The organism is Psychrobacillus sp. FSL H8-0483 (assembly GCF_038637725.1).
GTDB lineage: Bacteria > Bacillota > Bacilli > Bacillales_A > Planococcaceae > Psychrobacillus.
The window spans coordinates 180981-207313 of sequence record NZ_CP152052.1 but is presented as its reverse complement, the minus strand read 5'-3'; the positions used below and the strand labels follow the sequence as shown (position 1 = coordinate 207313).

The 26333-nt window shown below is 38.1% G+C and carries 26 protein-coding genes, 1 pseudogene and 1 riboswitch; of the genes and pseudogenes, 9 read left to right on the top strand and 18 right to left on the bottom strand.

The window, feature by feature from the left end:
- Window positions 1–12 precede the first annotated feature (12 nt).
- From MHB48_RS01060 to MHB48_RS01020, 9 genes are all read right to left on the bottom strand, one after another.
- Window positions 13–354 carry a BMC domain-containing protein gene (locus tag MHB48_RS01060; protein ID WP_342599754.1) on the bottom strand — a complete coding sequence of 114 codons (342 nt, stop codon included), beginning with the start codon at window positions 352–354 and terminating at the stop codon, window positions 13–15.
- Between the two features lie 30 nt (window positions 355–384).
- Complete coding sequence (gene eutH / locus MHB48_RS01055; protein WP_342599753.1) at window positions 385–1641, bottom strand: ethanolamine utilization protein EutH; 1257 nt, start codon at window positions 1639–1641, stop codon at window positions 385–387.
- A 138-nt stretch (window positions 1642–1779) separates the two neighbouring features.
- Complete coding sequence (locus tag MHB48_RS01050) at window positions 1780–2349, bottom strand: response regulator (protein ID WP_342599752.1); 570 nt, start codon at window positions 2347–2349, stop codon at window positions 1780–1782.
- The gene (locus tag MHB48_RS01045) at window positions 2324–3781 is read right to left on the bottom strand and encodes a sensor histidine kinase (protein WP_342599751.1); all 1458 of its coding nucleotides are present in this window, start codon (window positions 3779–3781) and stop codon (window positions 2324–2326) included. The genes MHB48_RS01050 and MHB48_RS01045 overlap by 26 nt, the downstream gene beginning before the upstream one ends.
- A gap of 445 nt (window positions 3782–4226) precedes the next feature.
- On the bottom strand, window positions 4227–5264 hold the full coding sequence (locus MHB48_RS01040) for a ribonucleotide-diphosphate reductase subunit beta (protein WP_342599750.1): 1038 nt from the start codon (window positions 5262–5264) through the stop codon (window positions 4227–4229).
- Window positions 5265–5277: 13 nt separating this feature from the next.
- Window positions 5278–7503, bottom strand: coding sequence for a ribonucleoside-diphosphate reductase subunit alpha (locus MHB48_RS01035; RefSeq protein ID WP_342599749.1), 2226 nt, complete (start codon window positions 7501–7503; stop codon window positions 5278–5280).
- Between the two features lie 156 nt (window positions 7504–7659).
- Window positions 7660–7839: riboswitch (cobalamin riboswitch) on the bottom strand.
- 269 nt (window positions 7840–8108) lie between these two features.
- A complete protein-coding gene (locus tag MHB48_RS01030; RefSeq protein ID WP_342599748.1) occupies window positions 8109–8936 on the bottom strand; it encodes an undecaprenyl-diphosphate phosphatase in 828 nt (275 codons plus the stop codon).
- A 9-nt stretch (window positions 8937–8945) separates the two neighbouring features.
- Entirely contained in the window at window positions 8946–9548 is a 603-nt protein-coding gene (locus MHB48_RS01025; protein ID WP_342599747.1) for a DedA family protein, read from the bottom strand.
- Complete coding sequence (locus MHB48_RS01020) at window positions 9548–10636, bottom strand: metallophosphoesterase (protein ID WP_342599746.1); 1089 nt, start codon at window positions 10634–10636, stop codon at window positions 9548–9550. The genes MHB48_RS01025 and MHB48_RS01020 overlap by 1 nt, the downstream gene beginning before the upstream one ends.
- 162 nt (window positions 10637–10798) lie before the next feature.
- On the opposite strand from MHB48_RS01020, the gene MHB48_RS01015 reads away from it, so the two are divergent.
- The 6 genes from MHB48_RS01015 to MHB48_RS00990 all read left to right on the top strand — a co-directional run bounded on the left by MHB48_RS01015 (window position 10799) and on the right by MHB48_RS00990 (window position 14696).
- The gene (locus MHB48_RS01015; RefSeq protein WP_342599745.1) at window positions 10799–11152 is read left to right on the top strand and encodes an ABC transporter permease; all 354 of its coding nucleotides are present in this window, start codon (window positions 10799–10801) and stop codon (window positions 11150–11152) included.
- A 13-nt stretch (window positions 11153–11165) separates the two neighbouring features.
- Entirely contained in the window at window positions 11166–11801 is a 636-nt protein-coding gene (locus tag MHB48_RS01010) for a PspA/IM30 family protein (RefSeq protein ID WP_340916956.1), read from the top strand.
- Window positions 11802–11878: 77 nt separating this feature from the next.
- Window positions 11879–12580, top strand: a complete 702-nt coding sequence (liaF, locus tag MHB48_RS01005) for a cell wall-active antibiotics response protein LiaF (RefSeq protein WP_342599744.1) — start codon at window positions 11879–11881, stop codon at window positions 12578–12580.
- Window positions 12577–13689, top strand: coding sequence for a sensor histidine kinase (locus MHB48_RS01000; protein ID WP_342599743.1), 1113 nt, complete (start codon window positions 12577–12579; stop codon window positions 13687–13689). Before liaF ends, MHB48_RS01000 begins: the two co-directional genes overlap by 4 nt.
- A gap of 51 nt (window positions 13690–13740) precedes the next feature.
- Window positions 13741–14382 (top strand): response regulator transcription factor, encoded by a 642-nt coding sequence (locus MHB48_RS00995; protein ID WP_342599742.1) that lies wholly within the window; start codon window positions 13741–13743, stop codon window positions 14380–14382.
- Between the two features lie 59 nt (window positions 14383–14441).
- Window positions 14442–14696 (top strand): hypothetical protein, encoded by a 255-nt coding sequence (locus MHB48_RS00990; protein WP_342599741.1) that lies wholly within the window; start codon window positions 14442–14444, stop codon window positions 14694–14696.
- Between the two features lie 350 nt (window positions 14697–15046).
- Here the strand turns inward: MHB48_RS00990 and MHB48_RS00985 are convergent, their stop codons facing one another.
- The 5 genes from MHB48_RS00985 to MHB48_RS00965 all read right to left on the bottom strand — a co-directional run bounded on the left by MHB48_RS00985 (window position 15047) and on the right by MHB48_RS00965 (window position 19066).
- Window positions 15047–15568, bottom strand: a complete 522-nt coding sequence (locus MHB48_RS00985) for a DNA topology modulation protein FlaR (protein WP_342599740.1) — start codon at window positions 15566–15568, stop codon at window positions 15047–15049.
- 3 nt (window positions 15569–15571) lie between these two features.
- On the bottom strand, window positions 15572–16036 hold the full coding sequence (locus MHB48_RS00980) for a DinB family protein (RefSeq protein ID WP_342599739.1): 465 nt from the start codon (window positions 16034–16036) through the stop codon (window positions 15572–15574).
- Window positions 16037–16111: 75 nt separating this feature from the next.
- A complete protein-coding gene (locus MHB48_RS00975; protein WP_342599738.1) occupies window positions 16112–18232 on the bottom strand; it encodes a histidine kinase dimerization/phospho-acceptor domain-containing protein in 2121 nt (706 codons plus the stop codon).
- Window positions 18229–18396 carry a hypothetical protein gene (locus MHB48_RS00970; protein ID WP_342599737.1) on the bottom strand — a complete coding sequence of 56 codons (168 nt, stop codon included), beginning with the start codon at window positions 18394–18396 and terminating at the stop codon, window positions 18229–18231. The genes MHB48_RS00975 and MHB48_RS00970 overlap by 4 nt, the downstream gene beginning before the upstream one ends.
- A complete protein-coding gene (locus tag MHB48_RS00965) occupies window positions 18374–19066 on the bottom strand; it encodes a response regulator transcription factor (RefSeq protein WP_342599736.1) in 693 nt (230 codons plus the stop codon). The genes MHB48_RS00970 and MHB48_RS00965 overlap by 23 nt, the downstream gene beginning before the upstream one ends.
- Window positions 19067–19543: 477 nt before the next feature.
- On the opposite strand from MHB48_RS00965, the gene MHB48_RS00960 reads away from it, so the two are divergent.
- On the top strand, window positions 19544–20203 hold the full coding sequence (locus tag MHB48_RS00960; RefSeq protein WP_342599735.1) for a GTP pyrophosphokinase family protein: 660 nt from the start codon (window positions 19544–19546) through the stop codon (window positions 20201–20203).
- Window positions 20204–20382: 179 nt separating this feature from the next.
- On the opposite strand, the gene MHB48_RS00955 is transcribed toward MHB48_RS00960, so the two are convergent.
- Window positions 20383–20568: a hypothetical protein gene (locus tag MHB48_RS00955; RefSeq protein ID WP_342599734.1), complete on the bottom strand. Its 186-nt coding sequence runs from the start codon at window positions 20566–20568 to the stop codon at window positions 20383–20385.
- 842 nt (window positions 20569–21410) lie between these two features.
- Here MHB48_RS00955 and MHB48_RS00950 point away from each other — a divergent pair.
- A complete protein-coding gene (locus MHB48_RS00950; RefSeq protein ID WP_342599733.1) occupies window positions 21411–22100 on the top strand; it encodes a BsuPI-related putative proteinase inhibitor in 690 nt (229 codons plus the stop codon).
- A 46-nt stretch (window positions 22101–22146) separates the two neighbouring features.
- Here MHB48_RS00950 and MHB48_RS00945 read toward each other — a convergent pair.
- From MHB48_RS00945 to aceA, 3 genes and pseudogenes are all read right to left on the bottom strand, one after another.
- A pseudogene (locus MHB48_RS00945) lies at window positions 22147–22327 on the bottom strand (cupin); the annotation flags it as partial.
- Between the two features lie 178 nt (window positions 22328–22505).
- Complete coding sequence (aceB, locus tag MHB48_RS00940) at window positions 22506–24104, bottom strand: malate synthase A (protein WP_342599732.1); 1599 nt, start codon at window positions 24102–24104, stop codon at window positions 22506–22508.
- A gap of 30 nt (window positions 24105–24134) precedes the next feature.
- Entirely contained in the window at window positions 24135–25418 is a 1284-nt protein-coding gene (gene aceA / locus MHB48_RS00935) for an isocitrate lyase (RefSeq protein ID WP_342599731.1), read from the bottom strand.
- Window positions 25419–25623: 205 nt separating this feature from the next.
- Between aceA and MHB48_RS00930 the strand changes: the two genes are divergently transcribed.
- Window positions 25624–26280: a LytTR family DNA-binding domain-containing protein gene (locus tag MHB48_RS00930; protein ID WP_342599730.1), complete on the top strand. Its 657-nt coding sequence runs from the start codon at window positions 25624–25626 to the stop codon at window positions 26278–26280.
- Window positions 26281–26333 lie beyond the last annotated feature (53 nt).

The following is a 26333-nucleotide window of genomic DNA, read 5'->3' as shown; positions in this document are numbered from 1 at the left end:
TTTCACACGTCCTTATGACTTTGTAATTTCTGCAGGCGTATAACCTAGTCTTTCTGATAAAAACCGATTAATCTCATGCATAGCCATGTCTACTTCTGAAACACTACCAACAATTACAAGACTTCCTGTAAATCGATCTAAAAATCCTATGCTTACATTGGCCGCCTTTGTAGCTAAATCCCCTGCAATAATAACCGTCTCACTTGGAGTGCAAGTCATAATCCCGAGTGCTCCTGCTTCTTGAATTCCTAGTTTTACAAACATATCTGAGTCTGGATTTGCAATTAAATGACTGAGTGTAATTTGCTTACCTGGAACGAATTCTTGTATAAATCTCTTTTTCTCTTCGCTCATAGTTCCACTCCTTTCATATGCAAAGAATTATCAAGCCTGGGATGGAACTTTCTCATCTTCCAAATATTCACCCGGACGTATTGTACCATCTGCACGATCTTTTTCCTCTAGCTTTAATGCAGTCGGAACAGACAACCAGTATGCAAAGGCAATAGCACAAACACCAGCTAAAAATTTCCCTAAAATTACTGGCAATATAATGGTCGGTTGAAAGTTAGCAGTAAAGGACAAGTGATCCCCTAACAAGAACGCCGCACAAACAGCAAATGATATATTAATTACTTTATCTTTCGGTCGCATATAACGCACTAACGAGAACATTGCTAGGATATTCGCAATAGTAGCTAGAATACCTGCACTTCCTACAGATGTAAGCCCAATCTTGCGTCCACCTGCTTCTAATGGCTTCGATGCATACTTACGTAATAAGTAAATCATCGGGAAAGCACCTGCTAGCATGATTCCAATGTACCCTGCAGTTTCAAGCGCTCGGAACTGATCCTCTTTATCAGCCATAATCGGATCGAAGCCCCACGCACCAAAAATAGTTGTGAATAGACCAGTAAAAATTTCTACAATCGAGAATACTAATACTAGTTTAATCCCTGCGTCCATCACGCGACCAAATAACATGAAGCCTGAAATCATACCCCTTGGGAAGAATTTTAGACCTGCTGCGATTAATATAACAAAAATGAGTAAAGGCGTTAAGTTGATTAAAATTTGCCCATAACTTATAACAAATTCATACGTTGAATCGGCTGTAGTACTAATCACATCACGAACTTTAGTATCAAAAAGAACTAGTAATACTGAAGAAATAAATGCCCCAATCGGAATTGTCAGTACTCCTGACATAATACCAAGAGCCATATATTTATGGTCTCGTTTATCCAGCATAGCTAGTCCCATTGGGATAGAGAACACAATAGTCGCTCCAGCCATATAACCGACAATCAACGCCATAATCCATCCTTCATAGGATTCCTTTAATGCATTCGCTAACTGATATCCTCCCATGTCAGATGCCAATATTGCAGTTGCCGCAATCGCTGGATCTGCCCCAATGAAATGGAAAATCGGACCTATAAATTTATCAATAAACCATGTTAAGTAAGGTATAGATGCCATAATACCAGCTGCTGGAACAAAAATATGACCAACTGCATGAAGACCAGACATAAACTCTTTTCCAAGACCTTCCTCTGGGTTTTTAATCGCTGCAAAAGCCCCCATAATTGCACACGCCATAATTATGTACACTACTACTGTACCGATCATTGCCATTCGTTTTTCCCCCTTTAGATTAATACATGAACTTTCACCCTAAATTTTCCTTACACGCTATTTGAATAGCTAACACCCCCTCTAAAAAAATTAAAGACGCTTAAAGAAATTACTCTTTAAGCGCCTTTGCTTGTTTATTTACTTGTATTGTAAAATAATTTCTTTCGCAACTGACTCCATCGTCATTTTACTAGACATACTAGATTCTCTTAATCTTTTATAAGCTTCCTGTTCCGTTAACTTCTCCGCTTGCATTAATAATCCTTTTGCCCGTTCAATTATCTTTCTTTTTTCAACTTCTTGTTGTGCAACGTTAACTTGTTGCTTCAGTCGTTTCGCTTTATCTGATTGATGTAAAGCAATCTCTACTGCCGGTATTAGATTTGCCTCGGATATAGGTTTAACTAAATAGCCAACGATATTATCCTGTTGTGCCTTTTCTACAAATTCCTTTTGACTATACGCGGTAATAATAAGTATAGGCAAGTCTAGTTGATTTGCAATTATTTTACTAGCTTGTAATCCATTGATCTTAGGCATCTTAATATCCATAAGAATAAGATCAGGTTTATGTAAAAATGCTAATTCAATTGCTCGATCACCGTCTCCTGCCTCTCCAACTATTTCATAACCATGATCCTGAAGCATCAATTTGATATCCATTCGAATAATTGATTCATCTTCAGCTATCAGTATTTTCTTTTTCATAATAGATAACAACCTCCGAACTGATGGGAAACGTTATAACCGCATGCGTTCCTTGCTCTACAGGTAAATATCTAAACTCACCATTTAAATCATTCATCACTAAATTATGAACTATTTCTAACCCTAATGAAGACTTTGGCTTACTAATCCCGACCCCGTTGTCGAAAATATGAAGCTCTAAAAAATCTTTACTAGAATAAAAACTTACTTCTATTTCACCGTGACTATCCTCTGGAAAAGCATGTTTTAAAGAATTTTGAACAAGTTCATTAATAATAAGAGCAATTGAAACCGCTTTACGTGATGTTGTTAATATTTTATTGCCATTTGTCTGAATAATCAAGCTGATTTTTTTATGAATTTCATTTAATACCATTGTGGAAGATACTTTTTTCGTTAATTCAATGATATTTACATCTTCGTCATCCGCATCTGTGTTAGCGAGAATAATTTCATATACGGACGAAATACTATATATTCTATTTAATGTATCTTCAAAGTAGACCTTACTTTCTTCCGGAAATCCTTTTCTCATTTGTAGTCGCAGCAAACTTGCAACTGTTTGAAGATTATTTTTAACTCGGTGGTGAATTTCCTTAATAAACACGGACTTCATCATCAATTCTTTTTCCTTGGTGCGCAACTCCGTCACATCTTGAATAATGAGAAGTGTTCCTTTTAATTGCTCCCTATCTCGCATCCTAACCTTTTTAACGATTAAATTTTTTCTATCTACTGTGAGGTCAAATATAAATACATCTTCTTTAAAATCATAGATTGGTTGAATAAAAGGAAGTAATTCCAATATATTTTGATTTCGAATCTCATTCATTTGACTCATTTCTGTGATGAAATTTACACCTGCAGGATTTGCATAGATTAATCTATTATTTTTGTCCGTCAACAAAAAAATTTCCATGAGTAAATCTGAAATCATCGGCATTTCATTTGGGCTACCACTAAATATTGCACTAAGTTCTTCCTGACCAAAAGATACGTTTTTGTGACTATCACTGAAGGGTAAGTGTTTAAATATCTCTTTTTCAGATATGAGCACTCCAATAACTTGATGCATTTTATTTTTTATTGGAATAACGCTTTGGTCCACAGACTTTCCTTCTTGCGTTACAGCATGACTATTTAGAGACTTTTTACCGGTGCGATAACTATAAAAAACTCCAGGTTCAAACGAATCAAAAACAATTTTGCCTACTACAGAGTTTTCATAGATAGTCTCAGATGATTTAGAAAATGCTTCAGCTACAACAATTGCATGCTCACTATCCCGCATCTTACAATCTATGAACATATATGCATTATTTAAATCAGCATATAGTTGTAAGGTAGAAGAAACGTTTTTCAAAATTTCAACTTCCTCGGAAGTCAAATCAGTATATAAATTACATAATTGTTCTAAAGTAGATTCAATCATGATATCTGTCCCTTTTCTATTTTTTCAAATTATTAGAATTGATTATACGCACAACTATCCAATTGGTCAATTTGCTATAAAGAATAAGAAAATCGCAAGCGCTCTTAAGTGCAACATGTCTTTTACCAATTCCAGCGTGCTTTGGACGAAACTTTAGCTACACTATTACCGCTTTCTTTAGAGGATCTGTATGTGACTCCGTTACATACAGATCCTCTATTTTCGGTAATCATGTGGCTGATGTTTGTCCGTCGCTCTCTTGGGTTGTGAATGGACATGGTGCATTTGCGCAGGAGCAAGGGAAGCGGCTTGATGCTTGCCCCCTGGAAAGCGTCCGCCTGCAGCGGAAATCAACCTGTTCATGACATAAAAATTTATATATTTTCTTATTCATAAAAAAAGCGTCTGAAAGTCGAGATTGACTTACAGACGCTTCTTATATTATTTACAAATCATCAAATCCATTATCTTGTACATTTACTTTTACATATTGTCTTGATTTTTGTTCAAAGAAATCCGTTTTTCCTAGGTCTACTTCTTCGTAGGCTTTGATCCATTTCAATGGATTTTTTCGGTATTCTGGGAATGGTCGGTCATAGCCTAGTTGGTTGCATCGCACATTTGCGTAAAAATAAATATAAGCTTCGACATCTTCCACGTCTAGACCATCTATCTTCTCCCCGATCACTTCGCGTGCCCAGTCAACTTCGAGCTGTGCTGCTTCACGGAAAATCTCTTCTACTTCCCTTGCTCGCTCTGGTGTATCCAATTCAGGATATTCCTCTAATATCTCCTTGTAAATCTTCACAAATAAATCGACATGCAGCTGTTCATCACGGTTTATATAGTTAATCATCGTACTCGTGCCAACCATTTTTTGATGTCTGGCAAGATGATAGAAAAATGCAAAGCCAGAATAGAAAAATAGGCCTTCTAAAATCACATCATATACAATCGATCGAAGCAAGCTATTCACATTAGGATTTTCTGCGAATTCCTCATATCCTTTTAAAACAAAATCATTTCTTTTTTGAAGAACTGGATCTGTTCTCCAAAAGTCAAATACACGATCCTGCTCATCTTTTGATACTAAGCTAGACAATACATAGGAATACGAATGATTATGAATAACTTCTTGCTGCGCTAAAATAATCATGAGTGCGTTTAAACTGGAATCTGTTAAGAAGTCCGCTACCTTACCAGCGAAATCCGTTTGCACACTGTCTAAAAGAGCCAGTAACCCAATAATTTTTAAGAAAGCTTCTCTTTCTGCATCTATTAATCCTGGAAACTGCTTAATATCGTTGCTCATATTAATCTCAAAAGGAGTCCAAAAATTTCCTAGCATCTTTTTGTATTTAGGATATGCCCAACTGAATCGTACATCATCCCAGTTTAGTATATTAGAGCTTTGACCATTTACAATACCGGTTGAGCGGTTTGGCGCTTCTTTATCCATTAATTTTCTTCTTTCTAATTGCATGTTAGGTTCCTCCTTAGCTTGAACAAGAATCACAATCGATTAATTCAACGGAAGTAGAACGAACGTAATATGTCGTTTTCAATCCACTGTTCCAAGCGTCTAAATGTAAGTCTAGTAATTCTTTTGCCTTAATTGTATTTTGAACGTATAAATTCAACGACACACCTTGATCGATATGGCGTTGACGTGCTGCATTTTGCTTTAATGTCCAATGTTGATCAATGAAATATGCTGATTTGTAGAACCATGTCGTTTCCGAATTTAAATCCGGAACAGTCACTGGAATCTTGTAATCTTTCTTCTCTTCAGAGTAAGATTTTTGGAAAATCGGATCTATGCTCGCCGTGCTTCCTGCTAAAATCGACGTAGATGAGTTTGGTGCAACAGCCATTAAGTAGCCGTTTCGGATGCCATTTTCCGCGACTTCCTTACGTAGTTCATTCCATGCTTCGCTTTCGTATTGACGTTTTTCAAAATACGATCCTGTTTGCCAGTCCGACCCTTCGAATAAAGGATATGCCCCTTTTTCTTTTGCAAGCTCTACGGAAGCTTGAATTGTTAAGAAAGCCACCTTTTCATATAGCTTATCTGCAAACTCAACTGCTTCATCGGACTCCCAGCGAATGCTATTAAGTGCAAGTAAATGATGCCAACCAAAAGTACCAAGGCCAATTCCACGATATCTTGCATTCGTGCGTTCCGCTTGTGGAATCGGAATCATATTCAAATCAATCACATTGTCGAGCATGCGCACTTGGATTTTAATTAAGCGCTCCAAAACATCCGCTGGAACTGCTCGTCCAAGGTTAATGGAAGATAAGTTACAAACAACAAAATCCCCTGCTTTGCGACGAGTCACAATAACATCATCTTCTAATTGAATGGATTCAAACGAAGTAGCACTCTGGTTTTGGAATATTTCTGTACATAGATTACTGCTGTACACCATACCTGCATGCTTATTTGGATTACTACGATTTACCTCATCGCGGTAAAACATATAAGGCACACCCGTTTCGAGTTGAGAACGCATAATTCGTTTCATCAAGTCAATCGCTGGAACTGTTTCACGAGATAAACGACTATCATTTACACATTCCTCGTATTTTTCTCGGAATGAACCTTCTCCACGTTTCTCATCGTAGAAATCTTCTAGAGAATAGCCTTTTAACTGACGAACTTCATGTGGATCAAATAAATGCCACTCATCACGAGCATCTACTTTTTCCATGAATAAATCCGGCAAGCACACACCAGTGAAAATGTCGTGCGCACGAAGACGCTCATCCCCGTTATTTAAGCGTAAATCTAGAAATGTGAAAATATCTTTGTGCCAAACATCTAGGTAAACCGCAATTGCCCCTTGACGCTGACCTAGCTGATCCACACTCACTGCAGTGTTGTTTAATTGTTTGATCCAAGGAAGGACCCCGCTTGATGCACCGACAAATCCACGAATAGAAGATCCACGACTACGCACTTTCCCCATGTATACGCCAATTCCGCCACCAAATTTAGAAAGCGTCGCTACGTCTGTATTGGTATCGTAAATTCCTTGAAGACTGTCATCAACTGTGTCAATAAAACAACTAGATAGCTGTCCGTGAGGCTTCCCTGCATTAGAAAGTGTTGGTGTTGCAACAGTCATATATAAATTACTCATTGCCCAATATGCTTCTTTTATCTTGCCAAGACGATTTTTTTTCTCTTCTTTCATGAGTGTCATTGCAATAATCAACCAGCGTTCTTGTGGAAGCTCGACGATCGATTTATCAAAGTCCTTTGCTACATAACGATCAAGTAACGTTTTTAATCCGATATATGTAAATAAAAAATCTCGCTCCGGCACAATAAGTTCTGCCAACAGTTGCAGTTCTTCTTGGGAATAAGAATCTGCAAGGCGTTTGTCATATAGACCTTTTGCCACTAATGCTTGTACATTGCTTGCAAACTTACTATATACTGCGTCTGGCGTTGTGTTTCTATGTATTGCTACTTTTTCATATACATCAGCTAAATGAATGCGAGCAGCGACGAATGTCCAATATGTTTCTTGTTCATCTAAAAAGCTTAGTGCCTCTAGTGACATGGACTTGGACCACGCAGACGTTGTACCTTCTGGGAATTTCTTCATCCATCTTTCATGTGTTTTCAGAAGAGGTGCTATATTTTCTTCTCCAAACTCTTTTATTAATTGATGTAATACTTCTTGTTTTTCGGTATTCGTAACAGTTGTCATTTCTTATTCCTCCTTGTTTTTAAAACAGCAAAAAAGCGATGCCTCTTAGCCTCTTCGGCTGAGTCATCGCTCACGATTAAAAAGTAGGAAACAACAGACACATCAATGGTTCGAGATAGAGTCTTCGCCCCCACCTCTCAACCCCCGAAGAAAGTGTTGCTTCACCGATGAAGAGGCAGGTCTACTGGCTCGTGCTTCGTTCTTCTGTTGGCCTTCCCACGATTGCTCGCAGTGGCTATTTCAACAGTCGTCCACACTTACAGTTGCGGGGACAGCTTCGGTATTTAACCGAATTCCCTTTTAAACCATAAAGGTACCTATTCATCGTTCACATACTATATATTGTGTTCACTTCATTTATATAATCTAACATATTGTGTTTATACTTGTATAGAGGGAAAAAAGAACTGTGTCTCTGAAAAGCAGTTCTCCCAACTGAATACGTCCGGATAAATATTTTTCTGACCGGATAGAAAATTTTATGACCGTATAGTTTCATTTCTGACCGGATAATATTTTTTATGACCGTTCAACCTTATTAATCATCCGATTCACCCGAAAATATAAAAAGCAGACATCCTACTAAAATGTCTGCCCATACTTTCTTACATAAACACAATAACTGCTAGCACAGCCGCTAACACGAGACGATAAATCGCAAATGGCATTAATTTAACTCGAGAAAGGAGTTTTAAGAAGAATTTAATAGAGATTAGTGCGAACACAAATGCACTTAAAAATCCTACAATATAAAAGCCCATGTCATCCATATTAATTTGTTCCCAGTTTTTCAAAACTGACACTAGACTTGCCCCAGCCATAATCGGAACAGCCATGATGAATGTAAAATCTGCCGCTGTTCTATGACTCATCCCAAACAATACCCCACCGGAAATGGTAGCACCTGAGCGGGAGAATCCTGGCCATAAAGATAAACATTGCACTAGTCCCACTTTAAATGCTTGTGCATACGAAATTTGATCCAAACTAACGATGGAAGGGTTTTTCGGCCCAAATTTATCCGCAATAATCATCAAAATAGATCCAGCTACAAGACTATATATAACTGTTTCCACTCCAAATAAATGATCATCAATAAAGTCTTTAAACGCAAAACCTAAAACCACAGCAGGAAGCATTCCAACAATAACGTGTAGCAAATTGAATTGCTTGCTCGATTGTTCACTCTCTATTTTATACAATCCTACTAAACTAAATAATCGTTTCCACATAACTACAACTACAGCTAAAATCGAACCTAGTTGTACAACAATTTTAAATGTGTTTGCCGAATACTGCCCTAAAAATTCTTCCGTTTTCAACCACATATCATCGACAATAATCATATGTCCTGTGGATGAAACAGGGGCAAACTCTGTCATACCTTCAACAAAACCTAATATAAGTGCTTTTAACAATTCTAGAATTTCCATAAGATCTCCTTAGTCACGTTTTTTAAAATACCAAACAAGAAATGCAACACCAACTATTGCTAAAATAATATACACTATGTTGGAGTAGATATCCATATACCCTACAATTTCATTCCAGTTATCACCGACAGCTGCTCCCACGGAAACTAACACTGTATTCCAAATTAATGTTCCTAACGTTGTAAACCATAGGAATAACCAGAATTTCATATTCGACATCCCTGCAGGAATCGATATTAAACTTCTTACTAGTGGTACTAGTCTTCCGAAAAATACAGCCCAAACACCATACTTGTCAAACCATGCATCCGCTTTATGAATATCTTTAATCGACAATCGTAATAACTTGCCGTACTTTTTCACAATTTTCTCCAAACGTTCTACATCCAAAAGTGTGCCTATCCAATATAAAATAGTTGCTCCAACAACAGACCCTGACGTAGAAGCAATGATAATACCCAGCTTCGTCATCGTTGTTGTTGTCGTCATAAATCCTCCAAGGGTTAAGATGACCTCTGAAGGAATTGGCGGGAAAATATTTTCTGCCAATATTAATAAAAATACACCAAGATAACCAAACTGATTCATCCAGTCTGTAATCCATGCTTCCATTATGCTTTCACATCCTCTAACTTAATATTTACCACCCACAACTCTGATTGGCTGCCTAATCGAATAGGCGGACCCCAAAACCCAAATCCCGATGATACAATCGCGTGCAAACTTCCCTTTTGTTTATATCCATAATCGAGTTCAAATATTTTTCGTGTGAAAATATGATTCGGCCACATTTGACCTCGATGAGTATGACCCGAAACGTGAAAATCTACTCCTTCTTTTTCAGGAATTAGTAAATTCGAAGGCGTATGATCCATGACAAACCATGGCAAATTGCGTTTTTCGGGCGCTAATCCCGAAAGTTGCTTTCTTTTTTTATTCGTCAAATCTTCACGACCTGTCAAATACAACGAATCTGCAAGTAATATGGTTTCATCTAACAACATGTGTACATTGGATGCTTCCATTTCTTCTACTAATAAAGGAATCTTTTTACCATAGTATTCATGGTTTCCAAGGACCCCATATACACCATACGTGGAATCTAGTTGTTTCATCACTTCGGACATGCCGTTTTTCACAAACCAGATTGGATCATCATCTACCAAATCACCGACTAACAAGATCAAATCTGGATGTTCTTCATTTGCTTTTTTTACAAAACGTTTTAAATGCGCCTTATTGGATAATAAACCAAGATGGAAATCAGAAGCAACTACTACCTTTAATTCAGAAAGCTTTGAATCCTTTTTCGGAATCTTAATTGACAGCTCTCGCACAACTGGTGTAAAGGCGTTGTAAGTTCCAATCATCAGAATAAGCACAAATACAGCCAAAATCATCCAGCCAATCCACCTTAACTGACTTGGGAAAATCCACGTCACTATGGTCCCAATCGGAAAAAGAATAATTCCATACTGCATAATAATCATCCAGTAGGACCCTATTATATTAAATAATCGAAGCCGGTGGTCGATTCTCCCAATTAATATTGCATATCCAATTAAACCCCATACAACACCGAAGAACCATTTATTCACAGGTATGAATGTTTCTAACCACGCTTGGACACTCCACCCAAAATAAAACACAATTGCTGAGTATACAAGGACTACTAATAAAATGGCTCCGAATCTTTTCATTTTTAGTCTCCATTTTTTGTATTTTTTATTTAGTATAACAGATTTTTAATGGGCCACTCCCTTCTACGTCTCTGGACCTAGAGAAATATCATGTTTAAGCCCGTTTGGATTTTTTAACGGAATTGATAAGCTATATATACAAACGAGAGGAGGAACAAACATATGAAAAAATTTGGTTTAGTTGTACTCGGGTTTATCGCCGGGATTGTGGCACTAGTTAACTTAGGTCCACTTTTAGGACTCGCGGTATCGGCATTGATCGTCTTTGCAGGGGTGCATTTTTACTTAAAAAGTGATTCTACCTTTTTAAAAATCTTTTGGGCGAGTGTTGGAATCATTGGATTGCTTTCTGCTGTTGCCAACATACCAGGATTCGTTGGAATATTAGCCATCGTAGGTGTGTATTACGTTGTGAAGACATGGAAAAAAGAAGATGTTAGCTTTTCATCATCCATTGTGAAATCGGATGACCCATTTGTAAACTTTGAAAAACAATGGAATGAGCTTTATAAATAAGGAGGAAACGGATATGTCATTATTAAAAAGATTAAAATACTCAATAGAAGCAGACTTACACAAGCTTTTTGATAAAAAAGAAGAAAAAAATCCAATCACGATGCTCAATCAATACATTCGCGAAGCAGAAAAACAAACAGAGCAAACAGGTAAATGGTTAGAACGCCAAGGGAAATTAAAACAAGAACTTGAAAAAGAGCTAGCTGAAACATTACAAATGGTTGAAAAACGTCAGCATCAAGTAGAACTTGCAACTGCAAGCGGTGAAGAAGATTTAATCCTTTTTGCACAAGCAGAAGTGAATGCCTATAACGAGCGAGCAAGCGTTTTACAAAATAGCATTCACCAAACGATGGAGGAGCTTTTCGGCTTAGAACGTAAATACGAAGAAATGAAGCATAAAGTGAAAGATATGAAAGTACGTCAATTACAGTTGATGGGAAAAGAAAATGTAACACGTGCACATCATCAAATGGACAAAATACTGCAACCTGAGCAAAAGCAAAAAAACTTTGGTACATTTCAAGAGATGGAACAATACATCGATCGCCTTGGACAAAAAATTGAAAAAGAGCATGAAGTAACTTCTATGGAACAAAGATTAGAAATGTTAGAAAAAAACGAACAACCGAAGTCTGAAATTGTGTAAACTAATAAGTATAGTCGAGAGAAGGTACTCGCCTTCTCTTTCAATCATCTTAATGCGAAGAAGGAGGATTACTTCATATGAAAGAAAACCAAACAAACAAGTTAGCCTTTGTTCTCATTTGCTTTGTTTTCCTTATGTTTATAGAAGCAACCGTTTTTGGTAATGGCAATATAGTATTAGTTCTTCTTGGCATCGGGATGATGTACTTTAGTTTGCGCAAGCAAAGACGTTTTTTATTTTGGGCTGGTTTTATTTTGCTCCTTATCGCTATTTTTTCTATGTGGAGCTTACGTTTATTTTTAATAGCGATTATGCTGTACGCCCTTCATAAGCTTTGGAAAAACGAGCCTATCTCTCAGGTGATTAGACCATTTGGGGCTGTTTATGAAGAAACACCAAATAGTATTATTCAAAATAAGTTATTTTCTGCACAAACGACTCCGTTTCAAGCGTATGAATGGCAAGATATTCACGTACAAAGCTTTTATGGCGAGTTTGTAATTGATGTGACAGAAACCGTTTTGCCAAAAGGTACATCGCTTATTTCTATCCGTCAGTCCCTTGGAAAAGTAGTCATTTATGTCCCATATGAAATTCCTGTCAGACTCCATTATGCAACAATTTTAGGAGAAGCGAATATTTTAGGTCGAGGGATTCAACGTTTATGGAATCAATCTGTCTTATTAAAGGATGGCTATTTAGAGGATGTAAACTATGCTTCTGAGCTAGTAATTTCCGTTTCTACATGGATTGGAGATATCGAGGTGATTCGTAAATGAAGATATTCCTAGGGCAAGGTTTCTCGATTTTTATTATTTTATTAATACTTGCAACCTTACTGTTGTACGCCATTTGGGGATGGCCAAACGAGGAAGCATGGTGGTCATTACTTGAAATGAAATATGCTCAAATTCCTTTTGGTGCATGGGTCATTATTGTATTGGCATTTATAAGTTTTAGCTTTTCCTCAAATACACTACAGAAGGTTCGCGATCAGGAAAAGAAAATTGAAAAGAGTTTAAGACCTTTACTAGATGCAGAAACATTCGTACCAAACAAAAAAAAATATACGTATTCGAAGCGAATGCATGTCACTGCCAATCAATTAGAGCAACTCATTTTGACCCAACGAAAAACATTGCAACGAATTACGAACGAAAAAGCGGAAGCTCAAGATAAGATTATTCAAGAAAGAATCGTCCAAGAGCGTCAACGATTAGCAAGAGAGCTTCATGATTCCGTTTCACAACAATTATTTGCAGCATCTATGCTCCTTTCCACGATGGTCGAAATCGAAGAAGCCCAAAATGGAAAAGCTCCGAAAACCTTAATGCAAACAGAAAAAATCGTTCAGCAGGCGCAGCTTGAAATGCGCGCATTGCTCCTCCACCTACGACCAGCAGCCCTGCACGATAAGACACTAAAAGAAGGACTAGAAGAATTACTAGTAGAACTACAAGAAAAGGTCTTTTTCACAATCCGTTACCGATTAGAGGAAGTTTCTCTGTCGAAGGGCGCCGAGGATCATTTATTCCGTATCGCACAGGAAACGTTGTCGAATACGTTGCGCCATTCTAAAGCTACAGAGGTGGATTTATTATTTGTAGAACGTGATGGCTTAGCCATCTTCCGTGTGCAAGATAATGGCGTTGGATTTGAAATGGGCGAAGGAAAAAATGGCTCCTATGGCATTCAAAGTGTACGGGAAAGAGCAGTTGAAATTGGTGCTATCTGTAAAGTAGTATCTGTCCCTTCACAAGGAACAATCGTCGAAGTGAAGCTGCCGATTGAGAAAGAGCATGTTCAGCCACTTAGCGTTGAAAAGCAATCACTATCCGTAGTGCAGAAAGCAATTACCGAGGAGGAAGCTACTGAGCCACCAAAGTGACCTCGAGCAGCTATCGCTTAGGAAAGTAGAAGAAGAATGGAGATGCAGGGAATGATACGTATTTTATTAGCAGATGACCATGAAATGGTACGCATTGGCGTGTCTGCTTATTTACAAGCACAACCTGATATGGAAGTAGTTGCGGAGGCGGTGAATGGACGGGAAGCCGTGAGCCTTGCACTCGAACTTAAGCCAGATATTATTTTAATGGATATGGTCATGCCGATTATGAATGGTGCGGAGGCAACACGTGAAATCGTGCAAAAGTGGCCCGAAGCTAAAGTGATGGTTGTGACGAGCTTTATTGACGATGATAAGGTATATCCTGCATTAGAAGCAGGAGCAATAAGTTATTTATTGAAAACATCCAAAGCCTCTCATATTGCGGAATCCATTCGTAAAACATTAAATGGGGATGCAGTTTTAGAGCCTGAAGTGACGAATAAAATGATGAAGCGCATGCGACAAGGATCTAATCACTCTCTGCACGAAGACTTAACGGAGCGAGAGCTAGAAGTGTTACTTCTTATGGCAGGAGGCAAAACAAATCAAGATATAGCGGACACTCTTTTCATCGCTCTGAAAACAGCTAAAACACATGTCAGCAACATATTATCCAAACTGGAAGTGAGCGACCGCACACAAGCTGTTATTTATGCATTCCAGCATCAATTGGTTCCGTCCAAAAAATAACCTATATGAGCAGTTCATCATATGCTAATGAAAAGACGGAGTAAAGGATGTTTGTGTTCATGATACCGGAAGATCCAAATAACGAGCTGCCGCCTAACTTGAGCGATACCATCGGATTCATTGGCTCTGTCATTGTTACATTTGGATACATTATTGGCACGCTCGGTGAAGGTATTGCATTATCTGAAGCGGCTCGTGCAGAGCAGAAAGACAAACAAGCAGGGTTAGAACAGCAACAACAAATGAAGCAGATACAAAGTAAGCTGGATTATCTCGTACACGAAATGGAAACATTGAAAAAGAAGAAGAGATAACCTATTCACTAGGAAATCTCTTTTTTTATGAGGCTTGAAGTAACCTTGTCTAACTTTTAGGGGTCACTTCAAAGTCATATAGTGACTGAGAGATGGTCCCCTTTTCCAATGTATTGATTGCCGTTCCAGACGGACGCTTTCCGCGGGCATGTCGCTTTCGCTCCGACGGGTCCTTCAGCTCATGCACCTGCCGCTTCGCTTTCGGTGCAGAAAACATCTGCTATTCCCGCTGGAGTAGCTGTCTTCCACTACAATCAATTGCCTAGAAAAAATAGTAGTTTTATAAAAAGTATACAAAAAACAGGTGTAGAAAAAGACTCGTTTTTCTACACCTGCTTCAATTTATGAGTTTATTGGACAGCCCCTTTTCTCATATCATGTAACCATTCTTCAATTTCTTCAGGGCTAATAAAATGATGCACTTTATGGGGGTATTTCTTGAACTTCTTTAGAAATTCCGGCTTCATTTGCTCTTCAAAATATTTATTCCATTTGAACATTCGGCAAAAAATAGGAAATGTTGGTCGATAGTTAGCTTTTTCTATTTTCAGGAGCTGCCGAAAATACCGCATGACTATCCGCTTTGATCGCTTCCTAATAGGAATGTCTAAAAAAATAATGTGACCTGCTTTTTCCAATCCGGCGTCTGTCCAATCGATATGCACACCTTCTATGACCCAACTATCTAATGCGATAGCATCTTGTAACAACTGATTGCGCACTTCCATCTCATTACGAATATCGGCACCTACTGGATTTCTGGTCCATACGAAGTTATCGGTTTCAAAGTGTGGTACCTCCAGTTTACTTGCTACTTTTCGAGCAAGCGTTGTTTTGCCACTCCCCACCGATCCGACAATATAAATCTTCATTATTTATTCTGCTGTAGCACGATTTAATGCATGAATGATTCCAGCATGAATGCCTTCGTGCCAAACCATGAATTGCACAATAGCCTCTACTGTTTCCATTTGATGAAATTTACCGATTGCCATTGGTTCTGTTAAGCTATTTTGCAGATTATCTTTGAGTACCGCTTTAATTCGTTCAGGTTGCTCCTCTAATGCACGTACCAATTCATCCATTGTTGGGGGTTCTACTTCCCAGCTACCTGGGCTTGTACCAGGAACAAATAGAGGAAACCACTCTGGATGCATGGGCTCATACGACGGAATTGCTCGTTTCGTAAGAGTTTCCATTGTCGCAAATAGATGTCCCGTGTTCCATCGAATCGTATTGTTAAATCCACTTGGCTTTATGTCGTAAGCAGTTTCTTTACTTTGTTTCACTTTACCCAATGTGTAAACTCGTGCAAAGTTTAATTGACTTAGTGTTTCCATTATTCCAAAACCCCTTTTTCATTAAATTATAGCATGCAAAAAAACTTCGGAAAGTCTCTTCCGAAGTTTTTAATGTTAAATCACTGTTATTTTCACAGTTACTTTAAATAAATCACCGTCTACTTCCATCTTCAAGCTGCCTCCGTGTAAATCGACAATGGATTGGGCAATGGCAAGGCCTAGGCCAGAACCGTCTGTATGGCGCGATGTGTCTGCTCGTTTAAATCGCTCCGTTAATTCATTGACATCATTGCCTAATTCATACTTCGCAATATTTTTAATAACGAAAACGGCTTCTCCGTCGACCTGATCCAAATTGATATACACTCGTGTATTTGGAAGTGCATACTTTAATGTGTTGATAATTAAGTTATCCAGTACTCGCCACCATTTTTGTCCGTCTACATAGGACATAATTGGTTTTGTACCGATGACGACACGGTATTCTAACCCCGATTTATTAATGTCTTCTTGATGCTCGGCTATCGCTTGCTGCAATAACTGCGTTAAATCAACTTTTCGCCTATCTAATTCTATATTGCCTGAAGCCATTTTTGATACTTCAAACAAATCTTCTATTAACGTTTTCAAACGCATCGATTTTTTATCCAAAATGGCAATATAGGACGCTCGCTCTTCATCCGTTATACTTGGATTTTTTAATAAATCAGTATACGTAATAATAGAAGTTAATGGTGTCCGCAAATCATGACTTACATTGGTGATTAGCTCTGTTTTTAGCCTTTCACTTTTTGCTTGTTCGGAATGAGAAGATTTTATTCGATCACGAAGCTCATTCAAATTTGTGGCATGCTGAGCAATTGGTGACTTTCCTCTTACGTCAATCTCACTTCCAATAACGCCTTTTGCCATCTCCTCTGTTTTCGCTATAAGGCGGTTCAAGTAAGCCATTCTGGATAATGATACAACCAGTACGGGAACGCCTATAAATAAAGTCGCTGGTATCCAGATGATTAATGCTATCGGTTGCATGAGCACAAGCAACGTTCCAGCTCCCCAGAAAAACACGACGATTAACATGAGTAACGTTTGAATTCCGATAGATCGTTTTAAGAAAAGTCCTTCTAATGATTTTCCCCAGCTATAAATAAGACTACGTTTCCAATCTACAGTACCAAGTCCAGCACGCATCCACTTCCATTGATACAATGTGAGTCCTGTAAAAACAACTGCAAAAATAAATGTAATTATTTGCATATCATAGTCATTAGATATCACAAATTCTCCCAAAAACGAAGTGGTAGTAATGGTCAACAAAATACTTAAAAGGAAAAATGCTAATTTTAGATCAATTGGCAACTTGCGATATTTTTCTTCCCTACTTTTATTTCGAAAAGTTTCGTTATTTTTTCTCCACAATAAAGTAAATGCAACCGTTGCTAAAATTCCTACGAAAAGTACACTGTAAAACTTGCGTTGGTTTGATAAAAAGTATTTATACTCATGAGCTCTAGGTCCATTTAAAATACTAGATTCTGGAATCGCTATTGTCCCTTCAAAACGTGCAAATGGATTTCCCATTGTATCACTGACTAGCCAGCTATCGTCCACTTGTTGATAGACAGTGCGTTCTTTTAAGTAGCCATATTTACTCGAATATTCTTTTTTAAATGCGTTTTTTGAATTCATTTCTCCGTTTGTAAAATGTTCTCCTGTTTCGACATTCTTTAAGTCATATACAAAGTCCTCTTTTTGACTCAACAAATCATTTTTTGCATGTTCGATCGATTTGTAATAAGCATCTACTTGTGCTTCTTTTTCCGCTCGAATCTTTTGTTCTACATAGCTATCATCTGCGAAGTTTTTCGTAATATCCGCTAACTTTTTATCTCGTTCTGCAATTGCTGCTTCTGTCGTTACTTCCCCTGTCCCACTTAGATATTGATTCATTATCGAATCTAACTGGCTTTGCAGGTCCCCGTACCGATAGCGATATTCCTCTATTTCCGCTGGCGTTACCGTGATCTTTTTCTTCACTTCTTCTTTATCTGGTACCGCTAAAACTACTGGAACAATAGACGATTCAAATTCAGATAGCTGCCACCCAAAAGCATCACTATCAAAATAGCTCGTACCGATAAAATTCCGTCCTTGTTTTATTAGCGTAAATAGCGATAACAGTGTGATTACTGCCAACGCGCTAAGTAAGATATTTCTTCCTATCGAATGCTTCATCCCGCAACGCCCCCATTCATATTTCGTAAAATTTGAACAAAACTTTCTTTAATCTCTATTAGTGGCATCCAATTGGCTAGACAGTAGGTTAAACAACTGATGCCGCACACAATTGCTAAAATAGACAATAGTAAATTCCATTTACTTGTCGATTTTATAGCCAACGCCCCACACCACCTTTACATATCTCGGATTTTTTGGATCCGCTTCAATTTTTTCGCGTATTTTACGAATATGAACTGCCACAATATTTTCGGCGTTATATGCGGGTTCATTCCAAACACGCTCATAAATTTCATTGATAGAAAAAACGCGTCCGGCATTGATCATCAGTAGCTCTGTGATTTTAAATTCAATTGGTGTCAGTTTCACGGATACACCTTCAACAGAAAGCATTTTTGCTTCTTGGTTTAGGATAAGCCCATCAATTTCGATAACCGGCTGCTGACCTTGGTAAGTACCAAGCTTCGTATAACGTCTAAGCTGTGATTTTACTCGTGCCACTAGCTCCATTGGATGGAACGGTTTTGTCACATAGTCGTCTGCTCCTACAGATAGACCATGTATTTTATCCGAATCCTCTGCTTTCGCACTCAGCATGATGATTGGAATATTTTTTTGTTCTCTTATTTTAAAAGTCGCTGAAATTCCGTCCATTTTCGGCATCATAATGTCCAACACTATCACGTGCACTTCATTTTCTTCTATTAACTGTAGCGCTTCTAGACCGTTCGCTGCTTTCAAAACGTTATAACCTTCATTTTTCAAATAAATTTCAATACCATCTCGAATATCCTGGTCATCATCCGTCACTAATACTGTAAACTGTGTCAATTGCTTACCTCCTAGGCCCGCACGATGTGGGTCATGCATCCGTTGCCACAGAATGTGGTGTACTTAGGATGCCTTCCTCATCGTTCTTATGTTTCTTATTGTACCGTTCATTTCTTAACATTCCAGCAGGATAAGTATGAAGAAATTCTTAAGAATCTAGTTTATTTACTTGTATTTTAAAATTCGATTTCCTATTGTTTAAAGCTTTTTGAAAGGTTCAACAGATTTAATATGTTTATTTTATTTGTGTTATCTGCATTTACATTTGCGGTACATGATAATAACAAAAATACCGGTTAGGTGCTTTTGGGTAGAATAAAAAGGGGGGAGCTCAAACGTTCTTCCATTTAGCTTGTTTCTGCAACACGATTACATTTCATCCCCTGGCTAGTTATTCTCATATATCTTTCCGATTCAAACCACCTGTGATATGATGTCAGAATAATAAAGTGTGATTTTAATCAAGGGGTGTTTAATATGTATCAAGAGACACATAAGATCGATTTAGTGCAAAAGGTTTTTAAAAACTGGAAAGGCTTTTTCATCCCATATGAGATGGCATTATATGAGTTGAAGAGTGATTTCAATATTATTGATCTTGAATGGAAATCGAAACACGGATACTCTCCCATTGAGCATATGAAAACACGCATGAAAACTATTATGTCATTGGTTGAGAAGGTTGAAAATAAAGAAATACCGCTGACTCAAGAATCTATTAAACAAGAAATACGAGATATTGCTGGAGTACGAATTGTCACTAGCTTTATTGATGATGTATATTTGCTGAAGGAACATATCGAGCAGCGTGAAGATATTCGCATAATTAGAGTAAAAGACTATATTAAAGAACCTAAAAAGAGTGGCTACAAAAGCCTTCATCTTGTTGTAGAAACGCAAGTTTTCTTATCTAATGAAGTGATATGGGTTCCCGCGGAAATCCAAATCCGAACATCCGCTATGGATTTTTGGGCATCAACAGAACATAAACTCAACTATAAATATCAAGGTGAATCAATACCGGAAGAAGCTCAAAAACAATTAATTGAGCTATCCAATGCTTCCTCGTTACTGGACAAAGAAATGTCTAAATTAAGACTTCAACTACTATCTGGTGAAACAGATTCAAATGGATAAATAATGAAAACGGAGACAATCTACTTGTTAGGTTTTCTCTGTTTTTTGTTAGTTCTATAATAGTTCTTAAGAATCTAGTTTTTGTACATGATAATAATTGAATAGTAGACATTTCTTTTGGTTATAATTTTTTCTTTTCAATTAAAATAAAAACACCCCGTATAAGTTAGATTTTGTGTCTAACTTTTACGGGGCAGTTCATAATAGTAGGTGGTTCCTTCACCTATTTTACTATCTACTTTTGCCAACTTGACTGCTTCGTTTTTCGGCGTGCGAAGTAACATATCTAATGCGCCAATGACTTTCTCTCGAGGATATTCTTTCAACATGTCTTCAATAAATTTGTCGATTCTTTCTTGTTCCATGGTAGCCACCCTCTAGTTTAATGTTGCATTGTCACATCTTTGAAAAATTTATCCTGCAGTTTATCATTTCAACAGTTTGAATTCGCTTATATAGCTTCTCAAGTGGAATATGCACACTAGTTCTTCTTATTATACGAACATCCGTTTCTTTTCGCAACTAAAATCCACTTAACTTGAAATGTAAAATTAAAGAGTGAGGATAAAGCCAAGAGTAAATGCTAAAAAAAGTTTCCTATTGATGTACCTTTATATGGTCATTAATAATATCGGTAAAGATTGAAGAAGTGTTAAGCAACTCATTAACAGCCAAGTGCAAACTTAGTGTTTAATTTAATAGTGTAATTTCTTCTTCCATCTATCGTATCCATATTCTTATTCTGTTGATTAGATTCAATCTATAATTTATTTCTTAAAGTTGCCCTTTACACCTCATTTCTAATAAGCGAACAATCTATTTATCCGTGAGAGCAACCAAATCAATAAAGGGATTGTCCCTAAAGTCATACATTGACTGAGAGATGGTCCCTTTTCCATGTATTGATTTCCGTTCTAGACGGACGCTTTCCGCGGGCATGGCTTCAGTCTCCTCGTCGCTATCGCTCCTGCGGGGCCTTCAGCTCACGCTATTCCCGCTGGAGTCGCCGTCTTTCACTACAATCAATTGCCTACAAAAAAATAGTAGTTTAATGAAAAGTATACAAAAAACAGGTGTAGAAAAAGACTCGTTTTTCTACACCTGCTTCAATTCTTACGAACACCTACACCAATCTACTATTTATTTATTATTGTATTTGTAACTTTCTGAATATTGAACAGTCTAATTACTTAAAGGAGTGAACAAGATGAAAAAAATAGTATGGGCTGTATTCTCTGTCTTAATGCTTTTAATCCTTACTAGCTGCGGAACTAGTAATTCTAATACTACAACTGGGAGCCAAGAACCTGATAAAGGTATTTTAACTAAAATTGATTTGAACGATGATGGAGATGCGATCTTCATTATTAAAAATGAAGGAAAAGATGAAGCTATTTTATCGTTTACGAGTGGGCAATCAATAGAATTTCAGCTGTTAAATGAGGCGAAGGAAGTCATTTACACATATTCTGCCAATAAGTTATTTATGCAAAAGACGTTAGAGAAGAAATTACAACCTGGAGAAGAATGGGCTATTCCACTATACCTTCAGGCAGAACTTGCCGGAGTGCCAGCAGGAGCTTACACGTTAATGGTTTGGTCGACAGCGGAAGGGCTAAATGATCTTAAAATAGAGACCACCTATGATTGGGCTGGAATTGCAACGTCTGAATCAACTGGAAAACTCGTCGTCGAAACACAGGAAGTTACTTATATCGGCCAACAGGACCTCCATTCAATTGAGGTGAAAAATCTAGAAGGCACGACCGAAGTAATGCGCCTATCCGAAGTTGCAATCCCTTTCTTTGATGGGCTAGAAGAAGGAACAAAACTTATCGTTGAGTATGTAGTAGAGAATGAACAAAAAGTCATTCAATTTGCCAGCCTAGCAGAATAAAACGAGCAAGGGGAATATAAAAGTTCCCTTTGCTCGTTTGCTTTTGTTAAAAAGTAGATGTTAAGATAACCGGTTTGAACTCATCTTTCTTCTTGATATCCATTGTTTATATCGTAATTTTCTACACGTTCTAGGTTGAATTTCTCCATAATTGGTAGATCGTTTGTTTGGAAAAGCAAACTGTCAGTAGTTGCAACATGCACATGCAACGCCCAGTTTGGCACAACAGTTGGTTTTTTCTTTTTTAAGTCATTCTTCGTTCATGCCGATGCAACGTTCGCACTCGTATAGGGATGATTCTACGTGCTCATTAATAACACATCCGCACTCGCGACAATGTTTAGTGTTTACTTCTTGAGTAGTTGTTTTCATGCAAATCACCTCCTATAAGGGTTCGTTTTTTTTTTAGTTAATTTTTTCGTAACCAGGCAACGTCAGAAACTCGATAAATTCATCTTTGCTTATTAAGGAAAGGAATAGGTCAGCTGCTTCCATGTAACGTCCTTTTGAATAGGCTTCATTACCAAACGTTGCTTTTATCTTTCCTAATTCTTCTGTCAAAATCTGTTCGGCTAGTGGAATGGTGATATTACGACCGTCTTCTAGTTTTCCTTCTGGGTGACGAATCCATTGCCATACTTGAGTACGGGAAATTTCAGCTGTTGCTGCATCTTCCATCAAGTTATTGATCGGCGCTGCGCCATTTCCACGTAACCAAGAGGCTATATATTGAACCCCTACGCTGCAATTTAGGCGAAGTCCATCTTCTGTAATTGTCCCCTTGGGTACTTCGAGTAAATCTGCTGCTTTTACTTGAACATCTTCCCTTTTACGATGGATTTGGTTCGGTGTTGGCATATGTTCTTGGAATTGCTCCCAAGCGACAGGCACTAAACCTGGATGCGCTACCCATGTTCCATCATGCCCATCCGTTGCTTCTCTACGTTTATCTTCTCTCACTTTGGCAAAAGCTGCTTCATTCGCTGCTTCGTCGCCTTTGATCGGAATTTGTGCAGCCATTCCACCGATTGCGGATGCATTCCGACGGTGGCAAGTTTGAATACAAAGTTGTGAATACGCTCTCATAAATGGTGACGTCATCGTTACCTGACCGCGATCTGGCAAAATCACTTGAAATTGATTACGAAGTCGTTTAATGTAACTGAAAATGTAATCCCAACGTCCGCAGTTTAAACCTGCCGAATGATCACGGAGTTCATATAAAATCTCATCCATTTCGAATGCTGCCATGATTGTTTCTATTAACACAGTAGCTTTGATTGTACCGTTTGGAACACCTAGTTGCTGCTCCGCATAGAGGAAAATATCATTCCACAGCCTTGCCTCTAAATGGCTCTCCAGCTTTGGCAAATAAAAGTAAGGACCTGTTCCGCGAGCAATTGCTTCTTTCGCATTGTGGAAGAAATAGAGTCCAAAGTCGAAGAAACTACCAGATATCGCTTCTCCGTGAATTCGTGCATTTTTCTCCAAAAGATGTAATCCTCTAGGGCGAACAATTAACACTGCGGTTTCTTTCTTCAAACTATATACTTTCCCTGTTTCAGGTTGTGTGAAAGAAATCATTTTGCGAACAGCATCTCGCATATTGACTTGGCCCTTGATCATATTCTCCCAAGTTGGAGAAGTTGCATCTTCAAAACAAGCCATAAACGTTTTTGCACCAGAATTTAAAGCATTGATAACCATTTTACGATCCACTGGACCTGTAATTTCTACTCGGCGATCTTGTAAATCTTGGGGAAGCGGAGCAATTGTCCAGTCCCCATCTCGAATTGCTTTTGTTTCTGGTAAAAAATCTAGCGTTCCCCCGTTATCTAGCTTTTCTTGGCGAACCTGACGCGCTACCAACAATTCTTTTCTTCTATGATCAAATAGGTGATGTAAAGAAGCCACGAATTCTAATGCCTCGGGCGTCAAAATTTCACGACTACCTTTTACATCCTTCCCTACGATTTCAATCATTTTAGCAGTAGTTTGTTCCATAAAGGTTCAGCCTCCTTTCTACTATAATTATCAAGCAAATTGTGCAACTTCTGTTGAGCCTTTCATTGCTGTTGTAGAGGAAGTCCCTCCAGATACAATTTGTGAAATTTCATCAAAATAGCCTGTTCCTACTTCACGTTGATGTTTCGTCGCAGTGTAACCATTTGCTTCACTTGAAAATTCTGCTTGTTGAAGTTTTGAGTAAGCAGCCATACCATTCGTTTTATAGTCATGTGCTAATTCGAACATACTGTGGTTTAATGCGTGGAAACCTGCCAGTGTTACGAATTGAAATTTGTAACCCATTTTTCCTAACTCTACTTGGTATTTTGCGATTGTTTCATCATCTAAATTCGCTTTCCAATTAAAGGATGGTGAACAGTTGTATGCAAGCATTTTATCTGGAAACTGTGCACGGATAGCGTCAGCAAATTGTTTTGCTTCTTCTAAACTTGGGTGAGACGTTTCACACCAGATAAGATCTGCGTATGGTGCATATGCTAAACCTCGTGCAATTGCTTGCTCAATGCCTGGTTTCGTTTTGAAAAATCCTTCCGGAGTTCTTTCTCCAGTTATGAATGCAGCATCACGTGAATCGATATCACTTGTCACCATATCTGCTGCATCTGCATCTGTTCGAGCGATTAGTATAGTTGGTACGCCAGAAACATCTGCCGCAAGACGAGCTGCCACTAGATTGCGAATGGCATTTTGTGTAGGAAGAAGTACTTTGCCACCAAGGTGACCACATTTCTTTTCAGATGCAAGTTGGTCTTCTAAGTGGACCCCCGCTGCTCCCGCTTCAATCATGCCCTTCATTAGTTCAAAAACATTTAAAGGTCCACCGAATCCTGCTTCTGCATCTGCAATAATTGGTGCAAACCAGTCAAAATTGTCTTCTCTACCTTCCGCTTGATCAATTTGATCTGCACGTTGTAATGCTTGGTTAATACGCTTTACTACAGCTGGTACACTGTTTGCCGGGTAAAGGCTTTGATCGGGGTACATTTGACCCGATAGGTTTGCGTCTGCTGCAACTTGCCAACCACTTAAGTAGATTGCTTGAAGCCCTGCTTTTACTTGTTGTACAGCTTGATTTCCAGTTAAAGCTCCAAGTGCATGAATGAAATCTTCTTTATGAAGGGAACTCCATAAACGCTCTGCTCCTTTGCGAGCTAGCGTATGTTCAATTTGTAGTGAGCCACGGAGTCTGATTACTTCTTCCGGTGAATATGGACGTTCTATCCCTTTCCAACGACTTTCTTCATTCCATTGATTTTGTAACTCTTCTACTTGTTGTTGTCTTGTTGACATGTGCAACACACCTCTCGATTAATTTTATTTGGAAAAATGTAAAATATTACTTTTTCACTGTATCATAACAGTGTTTTTTCTTGTAATCTAATATATAACAGAATGACTTTTTCTGTATGTTTTTTTGGATATAACACCTTTTTTTAAGGATGAAAAAGTAATAGAACGGATGAAAACGGAATATTTTGATTTTGGAGGTGTATTAGTGGAAATTACGAGGGAGCAATTAAAACGGTATAGTAATTTATTAGAAGAGTGGATTCCCAAAGAGGCATCCATTGCAATAGCAGCAAGAGATCAATACATTTACTATGCTGCTGGAGAACATGATTTACAGTTAAAAGAAGGTCAAAAGGTACAGCCTGGAAGTATTGCAGACTTGGTGTTACAAAATGGCATTCGAGCAGAGGCTGTATTAGATGATGCACTGTTCCATATCCCCTATTACGGGGTAGGTTATCCCATTGATATTAGTGGAGAGAACGCGGCATTAGTAATCATACTTCCCCCTCCACATGCCATATCTCCCCCTCCACCTTATCGTTTTTTGACAGGTAAACAGGATGAAGATTGGCGCCCCATACCCGTTGATAAAATCGCTTACATGGAAAGCTTGCAGAAAAAAACATGGTTCTATACGGAGAAAGAACCTTATAAAACAAACATTCCTTTAAAGGATTTACAACAACGATTACCCGACAACTTTTTACGAATACATCGCTCTTATATCGTTAATGTTTCATTTATCGATCGTATCATTCGAGATTTTTCATCCAATTTTTTAGTTCTTCTTCATGATGGCACGGAGCTTCCTGTAAGTCAGTCTTATATAGCCGAGGTTCGCAATACTTTAGGATTTTAATAGCTTCTATAAGTTCGTCATTGACAAAAAATCACCCATTTAGAGTAACAGGT

Excerpts from the sequence above, each read along its gene's own strand:
- aceB (WP_342599732.1), bottom strand. The coding sequence starts at position 24,104 with ATGGAACAAACTACTGCTAAAATGATTGAAATCGTAGGGAAGGATGTA.
- liaF (WP_342599744.1), top strand. The coding sequence starts at position 11,879 with ATGAAAGAAAACCAAACAAACAAGTTAGCCTTTGTTCTCATTTGCTTT.
- MHB48_RS01045 (WP_342599751.1), bottom strand. The coding sequence starts at position 3,781 with ATGATTGAATCTACTTTAGAACAATTATGTAATTTATATACTGATTTG.
- MHB48_RS00960 (WP_342599735.1), top strand. The coding sequence starts at position 19,544 with ATGTATCAAGAGACACATAAGATCGATTTAGTGCAAAAGGTTTTTAAA.
- MHB48_RS01025 (WP_342599747.1), bottom strand. The coding sequence starts at position 9,548 with ATGGAAGCATGGATTACAGACTGGATGAATCAGTTTGGTTATCTTGGT.
- MHB48_RS01060 (WP_342599754.1), bottom strand. The coding sequence starts at position 354 with ATGAGCGAAGAGAAAAAGAGATTTATACAAGAATTCGTTCCAGGTAAG.
- aceA (WP_342599731.1), bottom strand. The coding sequence starts at position 25,418 with ATGTCAACAAGACAACAACAAGTAGAAGAGTTACAAAATCAATGGAAT.
- MHB48_RS01050 (WP_342599752.1), bottom strand. The coding sequence starts at position 2,349 with ATGAAAAAGAAAATACTGATAGCTGAAGATGAATCAATTATTCGAATG.
- MHB48_RS01000 (WP_342599743.1), top strand. The coding sequence starts at position 12,577 with ATGAAGATATTCCTAGGGCAAGGTTTCTCGATTTTTATTATTTTATTA.
- MHB48_RS00980 (WP_342599739.1), bottom strand. The coding sequence starts at position 16,036 with ATGGAAACACTAAGTCAATTAAACTTTGCACGAGTTTACACATTGGGT.
- MHB48_RS00955 (WP_342599734.1), bottom strand. The coding sequence starts at position 20,568 with ATGGAACAAGAAAGAATCGACAAATTTATTGAAGACATGTTGAAAGAA.
- MHB48_RS00975 (WP_342599738.1), bottom strand. The coding sequence starts at position 18,232 with ATGAAGCATTCGATAGGAAGAAATATCTTACTTAGCGCGTTGGCAGTA.
- MHB48_RS01030 (WP_342599748.1), bottom strand. The coding sequence starts at position 8,936 with ATGGAAATTCTAGAATTGTTAAAAGCACTTATATTAGGTTTTGTTGAA.
- MHB48_RS01010 (WP_340916956.1), top strand. The coding sequence starts at position 11,166 with ATGTCATTATTAAAAAGATTAAAATACTCAATAGAAGCAGACTTACAC.
- MHB48_RS01040 (WP_342599750.1), bottom strand. The coding sequence starts at position 5,264 with ATGCAATTAGAAAGAAGAAAATTAATGGATAAAGAAGCGCCAAACCGC.
- MHB48_RS00995 (WP_342599742.1), top strand. The coding sequence starts at position 13,741 with ATGATACGTATTTTATTAGCAGATGACCATGAAATGGTACGCATTGGC.
- MHB48_RS01020 (WP_342599746.1), bottom strand. The coding sequence starts at position 10,636 with ATGAAAAGATTCGGAGCCATTTTATTAGTAGTCCTTGTATACTCAGCA.
- eutH (WP_342599753.1), bottom strand. The coding sequence starts at position 1,641 with ATGGCAATGATCGGTACAGTAGTAGTGTACATAATTATGGCGTGTGCA.
- MHB48_RS00985 (WP_342599740.1), bottom strand. The coding sequence starts at position 15,568 with ATGAAGATTTATATTGTCGGATCGGTGGGGAGTGGCAAAACAACGCTT.
- MHB48_RS00990 (WP_342599741.1), top strand. The coding sequence starts at position 14,442 with ATGATACCGGAAGATCCAAATAACGAGCTGCCGCCTAACTTGAGCGAT.
- MHB48_RS00950 (WP_342599733.1), top strand. The coding sequence starts at position 21,411 with ATGAAAAAAATAGTATGGGCTGTATTCTCTGTCTTAATGCTTTTAATC.
- MHB48_RS01035 (WP_342599749.1), bottom strand. The coding sequence starts at position 7,503 with ATGACAACTGTTACGAATACCGAAAAACAAGAAGTATTACATCAATTA.
- MHB48_RS01015 (WP_342599745.1), top strand. The coding sequence starts at position 10,799 with ATGAAAAAATTTGGTTTAGTTGTACTCGGGTTTATCGCCGGGATTGTG.